This is a genomic window from Bacillus sp. F9_6S_D1_P_5, from assembly GCF_054823925.1.
Genome location: NZ_JBTREW010000036.1, coordinates 1 through 19,942 on the forward strand (window position 1 = coordinate 1; position 19,942 = coordinate 19,942).

Here is a 19,942-nt window from a genome sequence, read left to right on the forward strand (position 1 = left end):
TTTGAACAGCTGATAACTTTATCTCATTTGAGTATGTATTAAATGTTGTACCTTTTTTGGCCATGAAAAATCCCCTCCAAGTAATAGTGTAACATTCATGTGTATACATGGTCTTTTTCACACTGTCTACCTAAAGGGGATAATATCACTTTTATAGAAGGCTTTTTTTGTTATAGCTTTATCTTTTAAAAACTTTAAAGCAACAAATAAGCAATCGGTGTAATAATAAGTAACGTTAATATTGTTCTTTGTACGTAGAGAATAATAAGTTCCGATACTTTTAACGGAATGTCTGTCGATAAAATACAAGGAATGGAAGCTGAGAAGAACAATATAGATGATACCGAAACAACCGCAATGACAAACTTTGTCACAAGTGGTGCACTTACAACTAAAAGAGAAGGTAAAAACATTTCTGCGATACCAACGGATGCCGCTTTAGCGGCTAGTTCTGCTTCTGGTAATTGTAATAGCCATGTAAAAGGATAAAAAATATAACTGATCCAATCAAATATTGGCGTAAATTTCGCTAGGACGATACCAATTAATCCTACTGACATAATGGATGGCAAAATTCCCATCGTCATAATAAATCCATCTTTTAAATTTACTGCAATGTTTTTCATAATACTCGGTGCAGATTTCGATACTTCTAACGCATCTTCCCAAGCGCGTTCTAGCATTTTCTCTTTATAAACAGGCTCTGGGAACCCTTCTTCTTTTACATATGTATCTGGTTTTCTACTAAGTGGTGGGATTCTTACGGTGATAGCAGTTACGATGAATGTTACAACGAGAGTAGTCCAAAAATAAACATTCCATAAATGCATAATGTCTAATGTTTTTGCGATGATGATCATAAATGTTGCGGATACTGTAGAAAAGCCTGTAGCGATAATGGCTGCTTCTTTTGTCGTATACTTTCCTTCTTTATACACGCGATTCGTAATTAATAAAGCAAGCGAATAACTCCCCACAAAGGAAGCGACCGCATCTATTGCTGATCGTCCTGGTGTTTTCCATAATGGTCTCATAATCGGACGACAAAACGTACCAATAAATTCAAGTAATCCGTACCCGACTAATAATGCTAAAAAAGCCGAGCCAATTGGAACGAGTAAACTTACCGATATTACTAGTTTTTCATACAAAAACGGTCCTACATCTGGTGCAAAGAACCAAGCTGGCCCTACTTTCACGCAATATAATACACCAAAAACGACGCCAACTACTTTTAAAGCAGAAAAACAAATGTCTACGAGAGATGCATTCCATTTTTTCGTATAAAACGGATAAATCGCGCCCATTATCATAACGAGTAGTGCATAATAAGGTACGACGCTCGGAACCGAAGTCCGAATCCATGATACGATATGATCAATCATAATGGATGAAGCACCATTTATCGTAACTGGTACGAAAAACGTAAACACCCCAACTAGACTAGCGAGTATAAACCGAAGAATGATCCTCTTCTCACTCCCTGTCTTAATTACATTCCTTTTTATTTCAAGTTCACTCAAAATTCGACACCTCCTATTATCTAAATATTCTGTATAATAATGTTACATTCCTTCTTTCAGTTTCTAATATTTAATCATATGAAAAAACCTATTTTAAAATAGGCTTTTTCTACTATCTTTCATAATCATCCACAATTACTTGAATGACACGATACGATTCTTCTGCCACTATCTTATTACTATTCTTATTCTCATCATATGTAATTAACGCTTTCCAAAGTGCCCATCCTCTTGCTCTATTCCACGTTTCTTCATCTATTTGCAATACTTCTTTAAATACGTTTCTACTACTCTTATCAAAAAATGTCCATGCCATCGCTGCATCACAAGCAGGATCCCCTACTCCTAAAATACCAAAATCAATTACGGCACAAAGCTTTCCATCCTTAACGAGTAAATTTCCTGGTGCAACATCTCCATGAATCCAAACTGATTTACGCTTCCACGTTGACTGAAGTGCTAAATCCCAAAGATGCTTTAATACTATTTCATCAAAAACGTCCTTATTATTTTCAATAGCACCTCTCGCCTCTTCATCATATACAGATATAAGCCCGCCTCGATAAAAATTATGCGCTCCAGCGATCGGCCCATTACTCGCATCAATGGATTGCAATTCTACTAAAAATGATCCTAAGTCCGCCGCAAATTCATTTAAGTCACGGACATTTTGTTTCGTAACTGTTTCTCCTTCTATCCACTTATTAATAGACCAAGGCCATGGATACGATTTAGATGGATTTCCTTTCGCAAGTGGTGTAGAAATCGGTAAAGAAAGCTCCTTACTTAATATAGGTAGCCACTTATTTTCTTTCTCTACTTGCGGTGTATATGCCGCATCACTTGGCAATCTTGCACTCATCTCATCCCCTAGGTGAAATGTTCGATTATCATGCCCACTAAACTTCACAGGCTTCACTTCTAAATGTGCCCATTCAGGAAACTGTTCTTGTACTAATTTTTTAACTAACTCTGTGTTAATTAAATTCATTCACTTACTCCCTTCTCTTTTGAAACTTACTAATTCCATCTGTACTCCCAACATATTCAAAACCATTTTTCTTATAAAAATCATTCAACGTACGATTATGTCCCACACAATCTAGTTTCAAAAACTCTTTGTCACATTGCACATTCTCTTCTACCCACTGTAAAATCCATTCTCCAATTCCATTCCCCTTATACTTGCGTTTCACTGCAAATCTATGAATATATAAAGAATCTGAAACTTCCTCCTTACCAAAAATACGCTCATCCCACTCATTTTGTTTAGGAGATACAGTAACCGTACCGACAATTTCATCTTCTTTCATAACCACATATGTATATTTCTCTCTTATACCTTCTAATATTTCAGTCGTAGCTTCTCCGCCTAACAGATACTGCCATTGATCCACTTCTTTATGTTGTAACCACTCTGCTACTTCTTTTAATAGAGTAATTATGCTATCACTTTCCTCTTCAGTAGCAGTTCGAATTGTATATTCTTTAACTGTGTTTCTCTCCATATTGCTGTTCCCCTTTCAAATTACTACTATACTGACAAACGCGTTCTACCGTCATTTTCGTCTGTAACGTATTCAACGTAAAAACCTTGATTCCGTGCGTTTTCATACATCAATTCAATCTTTTTTTGATCTTTAGCGTAAATTGTGACGTATGTACAATCCGCAACTAGTAAAACTAATTCACACTTACTCTCTTTAAATTCTTCATATGTTTCAATATCTACTACTTCCTCTCCTTTTGAATACGCTTTTAAATCTGCAAAAATAACATAATATATATTGTCTTTAAATAAAGTTTTCAAATCTGATCCTTCCACTATACTTGGTTCTTCTGGAAATAATGCCTCATCCAATCCACCACGTGCTACTAAGTATGACTCCTCACTCCCTACCCACCAATCATATGAAGAAATATCAATCGGCTTTAACACTTTCCAAAATAAATTATCGTATTCATTTGGAACATCTACTGTAATTCCTCTTTTCATTTATTTGCTCCTAGCTTATTTATTTCCGTTTTCATTTCATACATTATATACCAAATTCAATCACTATATTTTATCGATATTTATGTCACTTGTATTTCACCGCGAAAAAAACGTCCCACTACTTATGAAACGGTTTCTTTATGCTTATATTTAAGTTTTTCATGCAATTGTTGCACTGCGCTTTAAAATAATTTCTAATATATTCATCACATCAGACATTCATTCTTAATGCTCACTTCGTCTTCACAAAATAATATAAAAACCACACCGCATGATTTTGTTCATCGGCAGCTATTCTGCGCATTAACTCTTTCAGATGTGCATCCGATGTTTCATCTGAAATTTCCAAGTAAAAATCTACTGTCTTCTGTTCATCTTGTATAGCGAATTCTAATCCTTGTAAGTACGTATTTGGACATTCTTCCGTAATTTGTGGTTTCGGCTGCTGACCCGTTAAATTTGTATAGATTTGTACAAAATGATGGAAATGCTTTATTTCATCGTTACGAATCTCAAGAATTTGATTTCGTTCCGCCGTATTTGGAGCCATATTAGCTAATTTCGCATAGCAATTTATAGCACTAAACTCTCCGTTAATTGCTTTCTCAATATCACGAATCAGCTTATCATTTTGCCTATACCAATCATAATCATTCGAATTATACATCGTATCCCCTCCATTATTCCTCATAACATTTTATGCAATTTTAAATAGCAGGAGCATGTATACAAAAAGGAACTGCAAATCCGAACTTTTTTATTCCCTTTAACCTATAAGTTAATAAAAGATAAAAACGCTTCACTCCTAGTGAAACGCTTTTATCTTTTATGCGTTTAATTCCGTTTTGTGTTCCTTTCCTACACTACGTTTGAAAGCAGTCGCTAAAATAATCATCATACTTACCGCACCAATCCAAACGAGTACAGTAAGAGGTGTACTCCAGCTTAACCCTTTTCCGAAGAAGAATATTTCTCTAAGTCCTTCGATCATAAATCGCATTGGCAACCATGCGTACACCCAGTCTTGGTAAAATGGCGACAACATTTCCGGTGCTAATGATAATAACGGTGCACCGAAGAATAGTAAAAGAGCGAATACACCAATTCCTTTTAGTCCAACTAATGAAAGTACCGCCGATATCATTAAGAAGAAACTAAAGGACGTAATAGATAAAAACAGTGCCGTATCCATGAAATTTGAAATATTTAAACCTACCATCCCATCCGCAATCCATGTAAGACCGAATCCAATGACAAGTGTCGCAACTGCTCCTGTTATGATTTGTTTTAGTTTTAATAGGAAGCTTTCTTTTCTTGTACCTACTGGCATTTTACTTATTGCAATAAATATAATTGCTGCGCTCGCTAAACTTGCAATCCATAACGGCTGGAATAAAGACATTGGCGAGTTACCGTTCGCACTATTTTTGCCGGTTTCATTCACGTTTGTCACTTTCTTTGCAATCGGTGTTACTACATTTGAAACTTGATCTACTGTTACTGTAGCTCCTTTTGCCTTCAATCCTTCTAATAGTTGCGTTCGAACAGTATTGTTCATATTATCAACTACCCCATTTAACATTTGCCCTGCCATAGTTGATGCTGCTGTATTCATTCCTTGATTGATGAATATTTCTACCTCTGGCGAAGATGGCTGTAGTGTTCGTAATGATGCTTGTTTTGTGCTAAAGTCTTTCGGAATGACTAATGCTGCGTAATACTCTTGATTATTTAATCCTCTTTGCACAGATTCCTTATCTTTTACTTCTACCCACTTGACCGCAGGTTCTTCCTCTGATTTTGATGTCTTTTTCATATTATCAACAATCGTTTGCCCCATGTTCATTTTTGGTTGATTCGGGATTTCTACTCCTTGGTCCTCATTTACGATTGCGATTGGTAAGTTTTTCGGCTGAGGTTGAACGGTTGGAAATAACGTTAATGAAAAAATAAAAACTACGAGTAGTGCAATAACTGGTGATAACAATAAAAGTTTATTTTTAAACATTTTCTTTTCTCCTCCTTACATTTGATTTACAATAACCAACAACGTGTTGTTTATTTATATTTTGAATTATATGTTCGAGTTGAACCTTATACAATAATCAAAAATCGTGAATGTGTCGGTTATAAGACACATCCTTGAAATGTGTTGGCTAAAATGAAGGAGGGACATACTTTGCGTGATAGTAATTTAGATTTACGTGTTGTTCGTACGAAAACTGCTATACGAAATGCATTGGTAGAATTAATTGAAGAAAAAGGCTTTGACGCCATTACAGTGAAAGATATTACAACGAGAGCGAACATAAATCGTGGTACTTTCTATGCGCACTATCAAGATAAATTTGATTTAATGACGAAATGCCAAGAAGAAATTATGCATGAGTTTTCTAGCATTGCCAAACAGAGATTGCCTGAAGTTATTGCGGATCTTGGGTCCAATCCTTCCCCAACAATGCCGTTTATACTTATCACTTCTATTCTTGAATTTCTAAATGAAAATAGTGATTTTATGAAAGCTGTACTTAGCCCAAAAGGAGATTTATCTTTCCAAACAAAATTGAAAGACTTTATGTGGAAAACAATATTTGAAGATACGAATGGCGCTCTCATTAATAAGAAGAATTTACTTGTCCCAAGCCAATATTTAGCTTCTTATATGGCATCTGCTCATATTGGTGTTATTCAGCAATGGTTAAATAACGGACAAAAAGAAACACCTGAGGAAATCGCTCGCATTTTATCAACAATCGCTGTTCATGGTCCTTTTTATGCGGCTGGCTTAAAGAAATGAATCAGCTATATATTAAAAGATCACCCACTATAATAGCGGATGATCTTTTGTTTCATTACAACACTTCAATATACCCTTCTGTTCCATGTACCCGAATTCGTTGTCCGTCTTTTATTAATTTCGTAGCATTCTCTACTCCAACGACTGCTGGCAATCCGTATTCACGTGCAATTACTGCTCCGTGTGTCATAAGTCCACCAACTTCGGTCACTAACCCTTTTATAGACACAAATAATGGTGTCCAGCCAGGGTCAGTAAAAGCAGTAACTAATATATCTCCTTCTTCTAGATTCGCTTCTTCCATGTTTAAAATAACGCGAGCTCTTCCCTCAATCACTCCTGAAGAAACAGGCAGGCCTACAATCGCATCAGCCGGGAGGTTTTCTCGTTTATATTTACCTGTAATAATTTCTCCATCAGACGTCATTATACGAGGAGGCGTTAGTTTTTCATATAATTTGTAATCTTTTTTTTGTTGATGAATAACCTTGTAATCTAGTTTATTCGTGCGGACTACTTCGTGAAGCTCTTCAAAAGTTAAATAGTATATATCATCGACTTCATGAATGACACCGCTCTGCACAAGTTGCTCAGCTTCTTTCAATAACGCCTGCTTATATATGAAATAACGATTAATCATGCCGTATTTTGGATATTCACGATAGCCGATACAATTACGGATGTTTCGAATCATTCGCTTCGTTTCTTCTACTTTTTGTTTACCATCCGGCAAATGCTGCAATCGATCTACTAACTCTTCTTCTTTTTTCAAAGCCTCTTGCAATCCTTCTTCAAATTTCCGCTTACTCGCACCATGTTCAAAGTCTCTTATATTATATAAAATCATCGGGATAATGGTTATTGGCTTTTCAATCCAGCGTGTTTTCGTAATGTCAATTTCTCCGCTGCATCTCATTCCATATTTATTTAGAAAAGCATCGATTGCACCTCGAGCTTTCTCCCCGCCTTTAAACTGAACTAATTCATTTAAAAAGCTATCATCTTCTACATGTTGTAAATACGTTATAACTTCTGGATATGGCCGAATCACATCAGCAACATCCATTAATGCTAAACCCATTTCAGACGTAATATTATTTTGTACAGATTGAGAAAGCGTGTCTGCTGCATTCTTTTCGCCTAGCCATTGCTCCATCTTTTCATTCATCCATGTTGAAGCATTCATACCTGCCATAATGACCGCTATACTTTGCGGGTTAAATAATACTTTCTTTAATTGCTGAATATCTTCCAAAATAAAATGGAGTACATCCATCCCTGATTTCGTTTGCATGTTTCGTTTTAACTCTTCGATCGATGCTTCACTAGCCTTTATTAAATTCGTAACGATTGACGGATCATTTTCGATTTCTGGTTGCGAATTTGCAGGTGGCACACTTTTACCAGCACTCTTTCCTTTTTCATCATCTGGTAACAATGTAATAAAATCATCTCGCTCGATTATAGTCGTTAATGCATCTCTTACGAGCGGATCCGATTTTCCTAAAGTGTTTATTAAGTAATCTCTGCTAGCAGGTGAAGCTAATTGTTGCGTAGCATCAACAAATAGCCTTCCTCCCGCTTTACGCATAGGAGCACTAGTCGTTAACAGGAAAAAAGATAACCCTAGTGGTTTCATCGCATCGGTCATCATTTGTTGGTGACCAACCGATATATACACATGATTTCCCTCATCATTTACTTCTGGTATTGGATATAAAGTCGTAATGGGGCGACTTTGGACAATATAAAATGTATCATCCACTAAACACCATTCAATATCTTGCGGACAACCAAAATAAACTTCAATCTGTCTTCCGATACTTGCTAGTTGTAAAATTTGTTGTTCAGACAATGTTTGAATTTTTTGCTGAGCCGGATCAATCTGTTTTGTTTCTGTTCCGCCTTCTTGTAAGCCATAGATAGCTAATTTTTTAGTTGCGATCATCTTATCGACGATTTCGCCTTCTTTTACTTTATAATTATCAGCAGAGACCAGTCCTGATACTAATGCCTCACCAAGTCCAAAACTGGCATCAATTGATAGCACCTTTCGGTTAGAAGTAACCGGATCAGCAGTAAATAAAATGCCCGAAGCCTCAGGGAAAACCATTTTTTGAACGACAACACATATAGAAACTTGATTATGTTCAAAATCATTTTGCATACGGTACATAACTGCTCGCTCTGTAAATAAAGAAGCCCAGCACTTCCTTACATGCTGTAAAATCGCTTCTTTTCCAATAATATTTAAATACGTATCTTGTTGACCAGCAAACGAAGCATACGGTAAATCTTCAGCCGTAGCACTAGAACGCACGGCATACGCATGTTCATTTCCAAAACGTGAGAGATAATGAGCTACCGCTTCCACTACATCAGAAGGGATTTCTACTGCCATAATGACTTCTCTAATCTTCTTACTCATTTCACCAATTTGAGCTCGCTCTTCCTTTTTCAACTTCGTTAGCTGCTGCAACAAAGTGCGAAAATCTTCATTTTGCTCGATGGCCTTTTCATATCCTACTGTTGTAACACAAAATCCTTCTGGCACTTGTATCCCTTGAACGCTTGATAACTCCCCTAAATTCAAACCTTTTCCACCAACAAGTGAAAGCTGCGTGTTTTCTATTTCCTGAAAATCGAGAACGAAAGAACTCATGTAACATCTCTCCTTACTTTGCATGTGTTCTTGATTGTAGCAGGAGTCAATACGAATAAACAGTCTATTTCGAACTTGATTTACATGATATAATTAACTTAGGAAGAGATTAAAAAATGCCCCAGTTGCATAATGAAGCAACTGGGGCTTCTTATTTCTACTCAATTTCAAATTATAATTTACTCACAACTCACTTCAATGTATTTCTGTTTTTTCCCTTTTTTATAAAACGTCATTAATTATCACACACAATTCTTACCTCGACAAATAGTATATCACCCAAAATACGCTTTAGTTTAAACTCCTGTGAGCCTTTTCACAGAAGGTTTTATACATACATATATTATTTATAATGAATTAGTTCTCCTATTTTTCAAAAGCATATTCTATGTCATAATAACGCTTTTTAGAATATATATACCTTCTATTTTTCCAAAAAAGGATGATTGTATTGGAAATAAAAAAACTTCAAGGGATTTATGATGATGTTATTAGTTTAGGGGAAGATTGTTATACCGCTATTCATCTAAAAAAATATAGGTTGCGGAAATATTCAGGTCCTCTAGATTGGTTTGAATCACCGAATCTTTCTTCTATCAACACATTATTGAAAAATAATTTTATAGACTTTATGGATTTAAAAAACATGCACGCAATGCCGGAACAAAATATTGTGTTTAGTGATGGCGTGATACAACCTGTTTTTTCTCATATTATAAAAGACACAAAATATAGCGTAACATCTTATCATGATTTCCCTGTTATTCCAAATGAAGATTGGTTCATCACATACCATGATTTTAAACAAAAATTAGATCGAAGAATTGATAACTTTTACGAAAAAATTCATCACTCACAATCCATTTTATTTGTTAGATGGGGTGGAAACTTAACTGAAGCACTAGAATTACAAACCGTTTTATCAAAGATTGTTAAAAATAGTTTTAAGATTCTTTTACTCTATCCAACAGGACTTGAAAATGAAATAAACGAATTAGAATGGGGGCTTGATCATGTTTTCCCTATTCAAGTTTCAAATAATTATCAAAATAAAAGAACTTGGTATATCCTCTTAAAAGATATACACTTAAACTCAAAATAATAGTAGAAACTACGACTTTACAATCAATATTTTTTGTTTGCACTTTATATAAATTGATATGTCTCCACCTTAATTCTAGGAGTACATTATTGTTTTTTACACCCCCCCACTAATTTTTCTCAAATCCTCCAAAATGGATTTTCAAAATTAGGGAACTATAATGTCGTATTGAAATATATTAAGGGGGATAAAAAGTGGACAAGGAAATGAATTATGGAAGTGATTACAAGTTTATTCCAGCAACTTCTATTGAAAGTGGTCATGGCATCGAAGTATTGCCTGATTTATTTTGTTACACGATTCAAATCGTCAACATATGTTTTGTTGGACATCCGTATACCGATGATTTTGTTTTAGTTGATGCTGGAATGCCTAAATGTGCAAATGAAATTATCTCTGTTACTGAGAAGCGATTTGGTACAAATAGCCGTCCAAAAGCAATTATTTTAACTCACGGGCATTTTGATCATGTTGGAGGAATAATCGAACTCATTAAGTATTGGAATGTTCCAGTCTATGCCCATCAAATGGAGATACCGTTCTTGACTGGACAACAAAGCTATCCTGAACCAGATCCAACAGTTGAAGGTGGTATGGTAGCGAAAATGTCTCCCCTGTTCCCTAATGAAGCGATTGATTTAGGAAATAGCGTAAAAGCACTACCTACCGATGGAACTGTTCCCCATATGCCAGAGTTTAGATGGATTCATACACCAGGGCATACTCCTGGGCATATTTCATTATTCCGAGAAAAAGACCGAACTTTAATTACTGGGGACGCTTTTGTTACAGTGAAACAGGAATATCTATATAAAGTATTTACTCAGGAACAGGAAATAAGCGGTCCCCCTCGTTATTTAACAACAGACTGGAAAGCCGCTAAAGAATCAATCATTAAATTAGAAGAATTAAAGCCTCTAGTCGCTATTACCGGACATGGGATACCAATGTCCGGTGAATTGCTATCAACAAGCCTCAAAACACTCGTTCAAGAATTTGATAAAATTGCTGTACCCGATTATGGAAAATATGTAGACAAAAAGATACATTAAACACGAAAAAACTTTAGTTTTTATATTAAAGAATTCAGATATGGTACAAAATCAGCACGTCAAAAGATATTAAGTTTACTATGAAAATACACTGTACTTAAGTAACATCTCTATCCTAAGAATAGAACTATCCTTTTGGAATAAAAATCGAGCTTTCGCACACACTATCTTTAATAAAGTCTGCTTCTTACCCAGGCTTTATTTCTTACCATTAAAGAGCAGTCATAAATAACTGCTCTTTTTAATTTTTTAGTATAAGCTTAAATTTTTGTTCATACTATACTTAACCCATGAAATAGTTATACTCCTTACATTCATGAATGTAATTTCCTCGCTGCAGTTAGCTTTTGCTAGCTGCTTTTTTATTTATAACCTTTAAAACTCATACAAAACTCCATATTTTTAACCATATCCCGAAATTCAATCCTTTTAACTTGGCTTCTAAAAAGGTTTTTATGAAAGTTATTAAAATGTTGTGACAGAAATAAAAAATTAGCGTAGATAGATTAATGACAAGCTGGAATCCGTTATCTCATCTTATATATTTCATAGGCAATGATGTAATTAATTCAATGTTAGAATCTTTAGTATAAACATGGAGATATTTCAATGTTAAATAGACATAACATAAATTTTAAAGATGAAAATAAAATATTGATTTTTATTAAGGTTTCTTTTAAGTACATTTTGACCAAATTTCATTTCAATGTTTTTAGTTTCAAAAAATCCGATACATTCCATGACCTTACTATATTCTTGACTTTCGTTCTCGGTCTGCAACCCCTGGACCATTGCAAACAAAGTATAAAAATAAGAACAATATCAACGAAATCCCCACCATAATACATCAGCACGCCCCCAATTTCAGCTTGTGCAGTGACTACACCAGCAGGCGGATGAGTATATATGTATTTTGATAATATCCCATGACCAGCTGATGCAACTATTAAAATAATTGATCGGTATATATAACTATACCTATGGGATATTGGATCAATATAAATCATTGATGTGGTAAACAGGTATCCTGCAATAAAAACATGGAAATGTATGAACAAATGAAGAAGTATACTTTTGTGCATCATCGAGTATAAGTTAGTCGTATAGAGAATCCATAATCCTCCTAGATTAAGCAAGGTTGCGATCATTGGATGAGTAAGGATTTTTAAAGGCTTACTCTTTAGTACACTTGAAAGACGTCGCGCTGCTTTCACATTGAGCGTTCGTAAAAAAAGAGTCATCGGAGCTGCTAATGCTATAAAAATTGGAGCAAACATCCCAAGGAGCAAATGCACAAGCATATGTATTGTGAAGTCATTATGAGCACGATGAGCTAAAGGTCCAATAACTGCTATTGCTACACAAATAAGCCCTAAAACCCAGAAGACACTTCGATATAACGGCCATCGTTTGTAATGACGATTTGATAATACCGTCGATACAATATAAATTATTAATATAATTAAAATGAATACGAATAACAAAAAATCCAATAAACTCCATATTTCGTGATGAAGATGGTTATTGTTCATCTAAACTTTTCCCTCTTAATAATCTTTCATCGGTTCTTGTCTGAAAAACTAGTAGAATTCCAATTAAGAGCATTACAGCCGCAATTATATTCCATATTACGTCGTAGATAAGAACATTATCTACGTATCGAATCTGATGTATTTTCATTAGTTTATGTTGAATTATACCGTCATATAATTGAAATCCACCACTACCAAGCATTAACCCGCTCCACCATCTTTTCAACCAAAATGCATTTCTACGGCGAAGATCAGCAACCATAAACAAGGAACCAATCGTTGCAAACCAACTAAAAGCATGAAAAAGACCATCTGAAATCAATCCAATATCTGTTGTAGCTTTATCATAGAAATGGTGCCAATGTAGCAGTTGATGAAAAATAGTTTCATCTATAAAAGCTACTAACCCTAGGCCAAACAAGATACCTGACCATAGATTACGGGTCAAATAAACAGAAGAGGTTAAATAGCTTGTATTATCGGTTTTAGTAACCATTAAATCCTACCCTTTCCACTAATGTATATTCTTATTTTTCCCAAAAGAAAAACGTGCTAAACATACTTAGCGCCAAAGGAAACTAATGTTCAGTTAGAAATATCGTATAGATACTTATTCTCTAGCATATTTAATATTTGTTTAAAACTCTCTAAAAAACTTTAAGAAGTTCACCATTCTAAAATAGCGTTAGTATAATTTCTTTAGTATTTTCGAATGAATCTATATTTTTTAATCAATTTATTAACAATGGAAATTACCATTTAGTCTTAACTATTTGATCCTGTATAAATAAACTATAGTTTTTCTCTAAAGGTAATTTCCATATCTTCATTTTAATATTGCATTTGTATTGCCTTTTGCACATTTTGAACATCATTTTTTAATAGTTGCTTTAAATCGTAAGCTGAATAGTAACCACGTTCGTACATAAAGTTAAAAACCTGCGCATGTAATTGTATAGCGCCATTTATTTGGCGGGTTAAAACTTCTCTAAGTCGGGGTGTTGCAGTTTCAGTAATTGCTATTGCATAGTTTCGAACAGATGTCTTTGCTAATCCAAGTAAATCTCCAGCGTAAAATCCAGTGTCATCACGATGCTGCTGCGATTGAAATCCAGGAGCATACGGATAAAACTGTACTAACTCTTGTAGATTGTTTTGAATGGCATTTATAGCTTTAATATATAACGATTGAAATGCTTGATCAGGTACATTTCTAACTGACTTTTTTTATTTGATTAAACCGTTCGCTTGGAATGCTACTAATTCATGTAGATCCAATGTTTCATGCCAAGCTAACTGATTAGGATAAGACATATATGTTCCCCTTTAATATTCATTCATGCTACATTATGCAAAAAAATGTAAAAGGGGCCTATACTACATAAATTCATTTCAACTTAATTTATCATTACTTTCCATTTTCTATGTTAATCACCATAAAATAAACTTAATTCCTCTTCCCTACTTTTTTATATCCTTAATTTTAATTTTCAAAATGACTTCTTCGCCTTTACAATCTATAAATTTAATTTTTTCTTCCTTAAAAATCCCCACCATAATACATCCTTTCTCGTTTCGTTATAAACCATACTAGTTAGAAAATATAAATGTGAACATTGTACCTACATATTTTTTAAAATTTTATAGTTACTTAATTTTATATATGATTAAAAATTAAGTAACTACATTGAAGGGGATTCTCCATTAAATCACTTTATTTTTATAGATTAAAAAATAATTATTTTAGCCGCGTTAGTCACCCATTCCTAAATAATTAATAGGTTATATATTATGACTTAGGAGGGATTAAAAGATGACTATACTTTATGATAAAGAATCTTTACAAAAAAATATTACTAACCTTCCACATTGGCAACAAGAAGCTTTCCGTTCTTTTAAATTAAAAATGACAGATAAAAATAAACCTTTCCCTTGTATCCCAGCTCAACACGGCTTTACAGCCAATCACCTCCGGTACGGATTCATTGGTGATCCTAGAGATACGAATACTAGCGAGGACTTTGCCACATTACTTAAAGAATATACGGAATGTTCTAGAGACACAGGGCAATACGCTTCACTTATTGTTTTTATTCATACACCAATAGATTTAAAGCAAGAAACTACCGTTGAGGATTTTGAGCATATGTATTGGTCTCTACTTAATACAACTAGCCGTTTGGACGAGATGGAATGGCCTATGCACATTCCAAATGATCCTATGGAAAACACTTGGGAATTTTGCTTTCATAATGAATCATATTTTGTTTACTGCGCTACACCCGCCCATGTCAATAGACAGAGTAGAAATTTTTCATGTATGATGCTTGCTTTAACTCCTAGGTGGGTTTTACAGGGAATTATGAATTCTGAGAAACGCAGTAGAAAACTAAAAAACTTAATACGTCAACGTCTAGCCGCTTATGACAAAGCTCCTATTCACCCTTCTCTTAAAGATTATGGTGAAAAAGATAATTATGAATGGCAGCAATATTTTTTACGTGATGATGAAACAATTCCATCCAAATGTCCGTTTTCTCGAATAATAAAATACTTGCATAAAAATAAGTAATCCACTCCACTTTTTATTATTTAGTTGTACAAACTTTAACCACTGAATAGATTTAATATAGATCAAATTTAGTGGGAGGAGCATATCATACGTGGGCATATTTTTAAGCTATGTTTTCTTAGGTTTATCATTATCTGCTCCAATGGGACCTATAAATGCTGCACAACTAGAAAAAGGTATTAGGAGTGGGTTTTTTCATGCTTGGATTCTTGGCATAGGAGCCTTACTTGCAGATGTCATCTACATGGCACTTATTTATTTAGGTGTAATTCATTTTCTCGAAAAAGATATTATAAAACTTTTCTTATGGTCTTTCGGGGCTTTTGTTTTAATCTATACAGGTATCGAAAGTTTAAAAAATGCGAATCAAATTAGCATTAGTAATACGAGAAATGATGATTCAATTATTAAAAGCTTTTTTTCTGGTTTCTTTATGTCCTTATCTAATCCATTAACGATTCTATTTTGGCTTGGAATTTTCGGCTCTATATTAGCAAAAGCCGCTTCTTCCTATAATAAAGAGCAGCTTTTGTTATATAGCTTTGGTACCATTTTAGGTATTTTTATTTGGGATATTACGATGGCAAGTACATCTAGTATATTTCGTAAATTTTTGAATACTCGTATATTGTCTCTTATAACGATAGTATCTGGAATATCACTTATTATTTATGGATTATATTTTGGTTTTCAAACTTACCAAATCATTTTTCAATAACTTCTATTATTTAGTTCTGACATACTATTCCTGTTGTGAAAAGAAAGATACTTCATATAGCTGTATTCCTTTTTCTTGAGACAAAATGAACAATTATAGTAACAATAACAACTATTCCTAAAAACAACAAGCTCACTAAGAAACCAAAACGCGTTGTTTTTTGCAATAGTGTTCCACTAACAGCTAGTGCAATCATAATAAGACCAATAATACTTTTTATCTGCATCCAACCTTTTGGATTCATTAGTCTCCAAAAGGAAAGAAGAATTAAACTCCATGTATATAACAACATTAATCCAGCTGCAGTTGTTACATATTCATATATATTTTTTGGTAGTAATAAAGCACTAAGGATAGAAGCACCAAGCCCAATTATAATAAGAATTAAAGCTGGAAAAGAGATATTTTTCTTGTTTTTTTTCGCAAACATCGCAGGTGCATCACCCTCTTCAGCTAAGTTCATTAATACACTTGTCACTGCAAATAATGAACCAACTAACGTTGAAAAGCCCGCTAAAATTAATACTACATTTAAAATAAATGGCACATACGGCAAATTATAGTCTTGTAACGCTATTACAAAAGGACTTTCTTTCGTATTAAACTGGTTTAATGGTACCATCATAATTGCCAACCCTAAAGAGACTACGTAAATAATCGTTAAAATCATTAACATTACTCTCCCTGATTTTTGTGCATCTTTAGGGTCTTTAAGTCTTATTGTCATTAACCCCATAATTTCAATTCCTCCAAATGCATAAAATGCATAAATTAGAGAGGACCAAGTGCCTTTTAATCCATTTGGGAACCAGTCTTTAAAATTCCGCGGAATTTGCGCTTTATATAAACCACCCTTTATAAATCCTAAAATAACCAAAATAGCAATCACAATGAATCCTATAATAGCCGCGATTTTTATAATAGCCATCCATTTTTCTAAACGTTCGAATATTTTTACCCCTATAAAAATAATTAATATAGCTGCTACTCCATATACAGCAGCAAATATCCATAGTGGTATTTTAGGGAACCAGTAACGTGAAAAGATTCCTAACGCACTTAATTGGCTGCCCATAATAAGCAACTCCGAACACCAATATGTCCATCCGTGACTAAAACCCGCCCAATTTCCAAAAGCTTTTCTTGAATAAATGCGAAACGATCCTTTTTGCGGATCTTCCACAGCCATTTTTGCCAATGCTTCAAATACAATATATGTAGTGAATCCAGTTAAAATCAAAATAAGAATAATTGACGAACCACCTATTTTAATTCCTATACTAGATCCTAAAAAGAAGCCTGTTCCTATCGTACAGCCAATCCCAATAAGTGAGAGTTGCCACCATTTTAAATCTTTTTTTTCTTTCGTTTCGTTGTTAACATCATGACAGGTCATATCACGATTCTCCTTTATTTATGATGAGAATGTCCCTCATGATCGCTTAAATACTTCTCAGCAAGCTTTTCAACAACATCAACGACATCATGAGCCTTTATTTTATGGTTTGCTACTCTTTCACTTCCTACAGAAATCTCAACTGTAAATAACGCTTCATATTTCATTTTTTCTGCCCCTTTCGCATCAAATATAACCTCTTATCTTTTATCCTTTTATTTCACAAAAATTCATTATGTATTTAAAACCTCGAGAGTCTAAAAGTTAAACAAATAAAGTCGAAAAAAATTGTAACGCTACTAAGCCTATTTATTAAAAAAATGTATGAGAAAGGAGAGACGGCATGCCTCTCCTCTATATCCATTTCATATATAAAATTAACGAGTAACGCCACCACCAAGTTGTTGCTCAGCTAATGATACGAGACGTTTTGTAATTTCACCACCAACAGATCCGTTAGCACGAGCTGTTGCGTCTGCTCCAAGTTGCACTCCAAATTCTTGAGCAATTTCATATTTCATTTGATCAAGAGCTTGTTCAGCGCCACGTACTAATAATTGATTGCTGCTTCCACTGTTATTGTTTGACATATTGATTCACCTCCTTCTTTCTTTAATATGTTAAATTACATGTCAAAATATATAGCTAATTAATTGGTAATTACGCCCACGAATTCGAAGGTATAATTAATGCTCTTTAAGCCCAACATAATAGTGTATAGGAGAACGAAATACAATATACGTGCCATGGGATATTATAAATAAGCCTCCATCAGAAAATGAAACGGGTTACGCTATATAAAAGCATAACCCGTTTCTAATGAAATATTTTATTCCATATACGTTTAAACAATGGAGGAAAATGATGAAACATGTTGTTGCTTTATTAATTAAATACACAGCGATAACTGCAGTATTACTTATCGTACTCAGTATCTTTCAAGGCATTTCCATTCCTAGAGTATTACTCATTTCTCTTTTCTTAACAGGAGCTGCCTATTTAATCGGCGATCTCTTCATTTTACCTAAATACGGAAATATGATTGCTACAATGGCAGATTTCGGCTTAAGCTTCTTCGGAATTTGGCTTTTAACATCCTTATTTACTAATTTAGATGCTACTCGTAATATTGGACTTTCTTCATTCTTATCCGCTTTAATTATTGGTGGAATAGAGGTTTTCTTCCACATTTATATGAAGAGGTTAGTACTGCGTAACGACGATGAATTAAGAAATCACAAGCATATTTATCCTGATAAATATGCTATGGAAATGTCAGATGAATATATGGATTCTTCTACAATAAATAAATCCAAAGTTGAGGATACATCTAAAAAATAAAAAAGTGGCCAATGCCACTTTTTTATTTTTGTTTATTAAGCTTGATCAGAGTTTTTCACATGTAATGGAGGTGGAACTACCCACCCTTTTTTCTTACTTAAACGCAGTAACGTTACACCTGCTTGCGCTTTTTTCATATGAAATTGTCCGAATAGCATCCCTACATCTTCTCGAAGACATTTTCCCATCACTTGACTACATGTCACAAGTCCAGCTGCTAATCCTGTAGAAACAGCTGCTGCTATTTCAGCATCATTAATACGCGCTCCTGGAGGAATGTCTTCGATAGATGCAACTGGTCGTTCTGGAGGAGCAGGCGGTAATGCTACGCCATTAACCTTTAAAAGAGTTTTTAACTCTTCGATTTCCGAATTCATATCATTTTCAATTAAGCTTTCTAAAAACTTCTTCAAATCTTCGTCACCTGTGTGATTCATAAATACTTGATGGCTTGCGATTGCACCTTGTGCAGCTAAAAGATAACTCCAAATATCAAATACTTCTCCGTAATGTAACGGTTCATTTTGAGGATTTCCACTTAAAATACCCATTTTTAAATTCCTCCCTTTCGAAAATATCATAATCAATATTGATTTCAATATTGAAATCAAATTTTTAAGTATGCTTTTTCCTGCAAAAGATTTTCTACTATGCATGGAAAACACCTTTCCAACACTACGTGTTTATTGTTTAGGAAAGTAGTTTACAAATTAAATACTCAAAGATTATGAAAGAAAATTATCGATAATCTTTGAGTGAGAATCCATTTACTATAAGGGTTTTTATTTTTATACATATACAAAAGAAATTGATTTACATATTTGCTATATTGTATTTCAATTTACTTAGCGGTTAGCTCTACCACCAAGTTGTTGTTCAGCCATTGCTACTAAACGTTTTGTAATTTCACCACCAACAGATCCGTTTGAACGAGCTGTTGTATCTGCACCAAGTTGTACACCAAACTCTTGTGCAATTTCATATTTCATTTGATCAAGAGCCTGTTCAGCACCTCGAACTAACAATTCATTACGACTTCCACTGTTATTGTTTGCCATATTCTTTCACCTCCGATGTTTTTAATATGCTACGAATCACAGAAAATAATTATCCTTTTTATGGTAATTTATTTATGTATAAATATTGATTTTCTTCTTAAAATAGGGCAAAAGACATAAGAAAGAAGAGTTGCTATAACATACTTTCATAACAACACTATGTATAGATTCCTCTTTACTAAAGATTTCTATT

At 34.1% G+C, this 19,942-nt stretch carries 20 protein-coding genes and 1 pseudogene; 6 read left to right on the forward strand and 15 right to left on the reverse strand.

Annotated elements, in window-relative coordinates; genetic code table 11:
- Positions 1–194: 194 nt before the first annotated feature.
- From ACUXEY_RS26840 to ACUXEY_RS26865, 6 genes are all read right to left on the reverse strand, one after another.
- Complete coding sequence (locus ACUXEY_RS26840; protein ID WP_461301974.1) at positions 195–1,523, reverse strand: YjiH family protein; 1,329 nt, start codon at positions 1,521–1,523, stop codon at positions 195–197.
- Between the two features lie 112 nt (positions 1,524–1,635).
- The gene (locus ACUXEY_RS26845) at positions 1,636–2,514 is read right to left on the reverse strand and encodes an aminoglycoside phosphotransferase family protein (protein WP_461301975.1); all 879 of its coding nucleotides are present in this window, start codon (positions 2,512–2,514) and stop codon (positions 1,636–1,638) included.
- 4 nt (positions 2,515–2,518) lie between these two features.
- On the reverse strand, positions 2,519–3,031 hold the full coding sequence (locus ACUXEY_RS26850) for a GNAT family N-acetyltransferase (protein WP_243497633.1): 513 nt from the start codon (positions 3,029–3,031) through the stop codon (positions 2,519–2,521).
- 26 nt (positions 3,032–3,057) lie between these two features.
- Positions 3,058–3,519 carry a DUF2691 family protein gene (locus ACUXEY_RS26855; protein ID WP_461301976.1) on the reverse strand — a complete coding sequence of 154 codons (462 nt, stop codon included), beginning with the start codon at positions 3,517–3,519 and terminating at the stop codon, positions 3,058–3,060.
- A 232-nt stretch (positions 3,520–3,751) separates the two neighbouring features.
- Positions 3,752–4,186, reverse strand: coding sequence for a ferritin-like domain-containing protein (locus ACUXEY_RS26860; RefSeq protein ID WP_461301977.1), 435 nt, complete (start codon positions 4,184–4,186; stop codon positions 3,752–3,754).
- Between the two features lie 159 nt (positions 4,187–4,345).
- Entirely contained in the window at positions 4,346–5,527 is a 1,182-nt protein-coding gene (locus ACUXEY_RS26865) for a YhgE/Pip domain-containing protein (RefSeq protein ID WP_461301978.1), read from the reverse strand.
- Between the two features lie 171 nt (positions 5,528–5,698).
- Between ACUXEY_RS26865 and ACUXEY_RS26870 the strand changes: the two genes are divergently transcribed.
- Positions 5,699–6,316, forward strand: coding sequence for a TetR/AcrR family transcriptional regulator (locus tag ACUXEY_RS26870; protein ID WP_429602437.1), 618 nt, complete (start codon positions 5,699–5,701; stop codon positions 6,314–6,316).
- A 55-nt stretch (positions 6,317–6,371) separates the two neighbouring features.
- On the opposite strand, the gene ppsA is transcribed toward ACUXEY_RS26870, so the two are convergent.
- On the reverse strand, positions 6,372–8,978 hold the full coding sequence (gene ppsA / locus ACUXEY_RS26875; protein ID WP_461301979.1) for a phosphoenolpyruvate synthase: 2,607 nt from the start codon (positions 8,976–8,978) through the stop codon (positions 6,372–6,374).
- A gap of 442 nt (positions 8,979–9,420) precedes the next feature.
- Between ppsA and ACUXEY_RS26880 the strand changes: the two genes are divergently transcribed.
- The gene (locus ACUXEY_RS26880; protein ID WP_461301980.1) at positions 9,421–10,080 is read left to right on the forward strand and encodes a DUF1796 family putative cysteine peptidase; all 660 of its coding nucleotides are present in this window, start codon (positions 9,421–9,423) and stop codon (positions 10,078–10,080) included.
- Between the two features lie 194 nt (positions 10,081–10,274).
- A complete protein-coding gene (locus ACUXEY_RS26885) occupies positions 10,275–11,132 on the forward strand; it encodes an MBL fold metallo-hydrolase (protein ID WP_461301981.1) in 858 nt (285 codons plus the stop codon).
- Between the two features lie 698 nt (positions 11,133–11,830).
- Here ACUXEY_RS26885 and ACUXEY_RS26890 read toward each other — a convergent pair.
- From ACUXEY_RS26890 to cotF, 3 genes and pseudogenes are all read right to left on the reverse strand, one after another.
- Positions 11,831–12,664, reverse strand: coding sequence for a cytochrome c oxidase assembly protein (locus ACUXEY_RS26890; protein ID WP_461301982.1), 834 nt, complete (start codon positions 12,662–12,664; stop codon positions 11,831–11,833).
- Positions 12,654–13,160, reverse strand: coding sequence for a DUF2243 domain-containing protein (locus ACUXEY_RS26895; RefSeq protein ID WP_461301983.1), 507 nt, complete (start codon positions 13,158–13,160; stop codon positions 12,654–12,656). Before ACUXEY_RS26895 ends, ACUXEY_RS26890 begins: the two co-directional genes overlap by 11 nt.
- Positions 13,161–13,495: 335 nt before the next feature.
- Positions 13,496–13,978 (reverse strand): annotated as a pseudogene (gene cotF, locus ACUXEY_RS26900) (spore coat protein CotF).
- A 499-nt stretch (positions 13,979–14,477) separates the two neighbouring features.
- On the opposite strand from cotF, the gene ACUXEY_RS26905 reads away from it, so the two are divergent.
- Both ACUXEY_RS26905 and ACUXEY_RS26910 read left to right on the forward strand, forming a co-directional pair.
- Complete coding sequence (locus tag ACUXEY_RS26905; RefSeq protein WP_461301984.1) at positions 14,478–15,236, forward strand: YqcI/YcgG family protein; 759 nt, start codon at positions 14,478–14,480, stop codon at positions 15,234–15,236.
- A gap of 91 nt (positions 15,237–15,327) precedes the next feature.
- Entirely contained in the window at positions 15,328–15,954 is a 627-nt protein-coding gene (locus tag ACUXEY_RS26910) for a LysE family transporter (protein ID WP_327960548.1), read from the forward strand.
- Between the two features lie 52 nt (positions 15,955–16,006).
- On the opposite strand, the gene ACUXEY_RS26915 is transcribed toward ACUXEY_RS26910, so the two are convergent.
- From ACUXEY_RS26915 to ACUXEY_RS26925, 3 genes are all read right to left on the reverse strand, one after another.
- Complete coding sequence (locus tag ACUXEY_RS26915) at positions 16,007–17,350, reverse strand: amino acid permease (RefSeq protein ID WP_461301985.1); 1,344 nt, start codon at positions 17,348–17,350, stop codon at positions 16,007–16,009.
- A gap of 14 nt (positions 17,351–17,364) precedes the next feature.
- Positions 17,365–17,517, reverse strand: coding sequence for a hypothetical protein (locus tag ACUXEY_RS26920; RefSeq protein WP_196470581.1), 153 nt, complete (start codon positions 17,515–17,517; stop codon positions 17,365–17,367).
- A 210-nt stretch (positions 17,518–17,727) separates the two neighbouring features.
- Complete coding sequence (locus tag ACUXEY_RS26925) at positions 17,728–17,940, reverse strand: alpha/beta-type small acid-soluble spore protein (RefSeq protein ID WP_000069660.1); 213 nt, start codon at positions 17,938–17,940, stop codon at positions 17,728–17,730.
- Positions 17,941–18,214: 274 nt separating this feature from the next.
- On the opposite strand from ACUXEY_RS26925, the gene ACUXEY_RS26930 reads away from it, so the two are divergent.
- Positions 18,215–18,691, forward strand: a complete 477-nt coding sequence (locus ACUXEY_RS26930; protein WP_461301986.1) for a YndM family protein — start codon at positions 18,215–18,217, stop codon at positions 18,689–18,691.
- Between the two features lie 35 nt (positions 18,692–18,726).
- Here the strand turns inward: ACUXEY_RS26930 and ACUXEY_RS26935 are convergent, their stop codons facing one another.
- Positions 18,727–19,242 carry a DUF3231 family protein gene (locus ACUXEY_RS26935; protein WP_000512132.1) on the reverse strand — a complete coding sequence of 172 codons (516 nt, stop codon included), beginning with the start codon at positions 19,240–19,242 and terminating at the stop codon, positions 18,727–18,729.
- Between the two features lie 294 nt (positions 19,243–19,536).
- Positions 19,537–19,749 (reverse strand): small acid-soluble spore protein, SasP family, encoded by a 213-nt coding sequence (sasP, locus tag ACUXEY_RS26940; protein ID WP_000002841.1) that lies wholly within the window; start codon positions 19,747–19,749, stop codon positions 19,537–19,539.
- Positions 19,750–19,942: the final 193 nt, after the last annotated feature.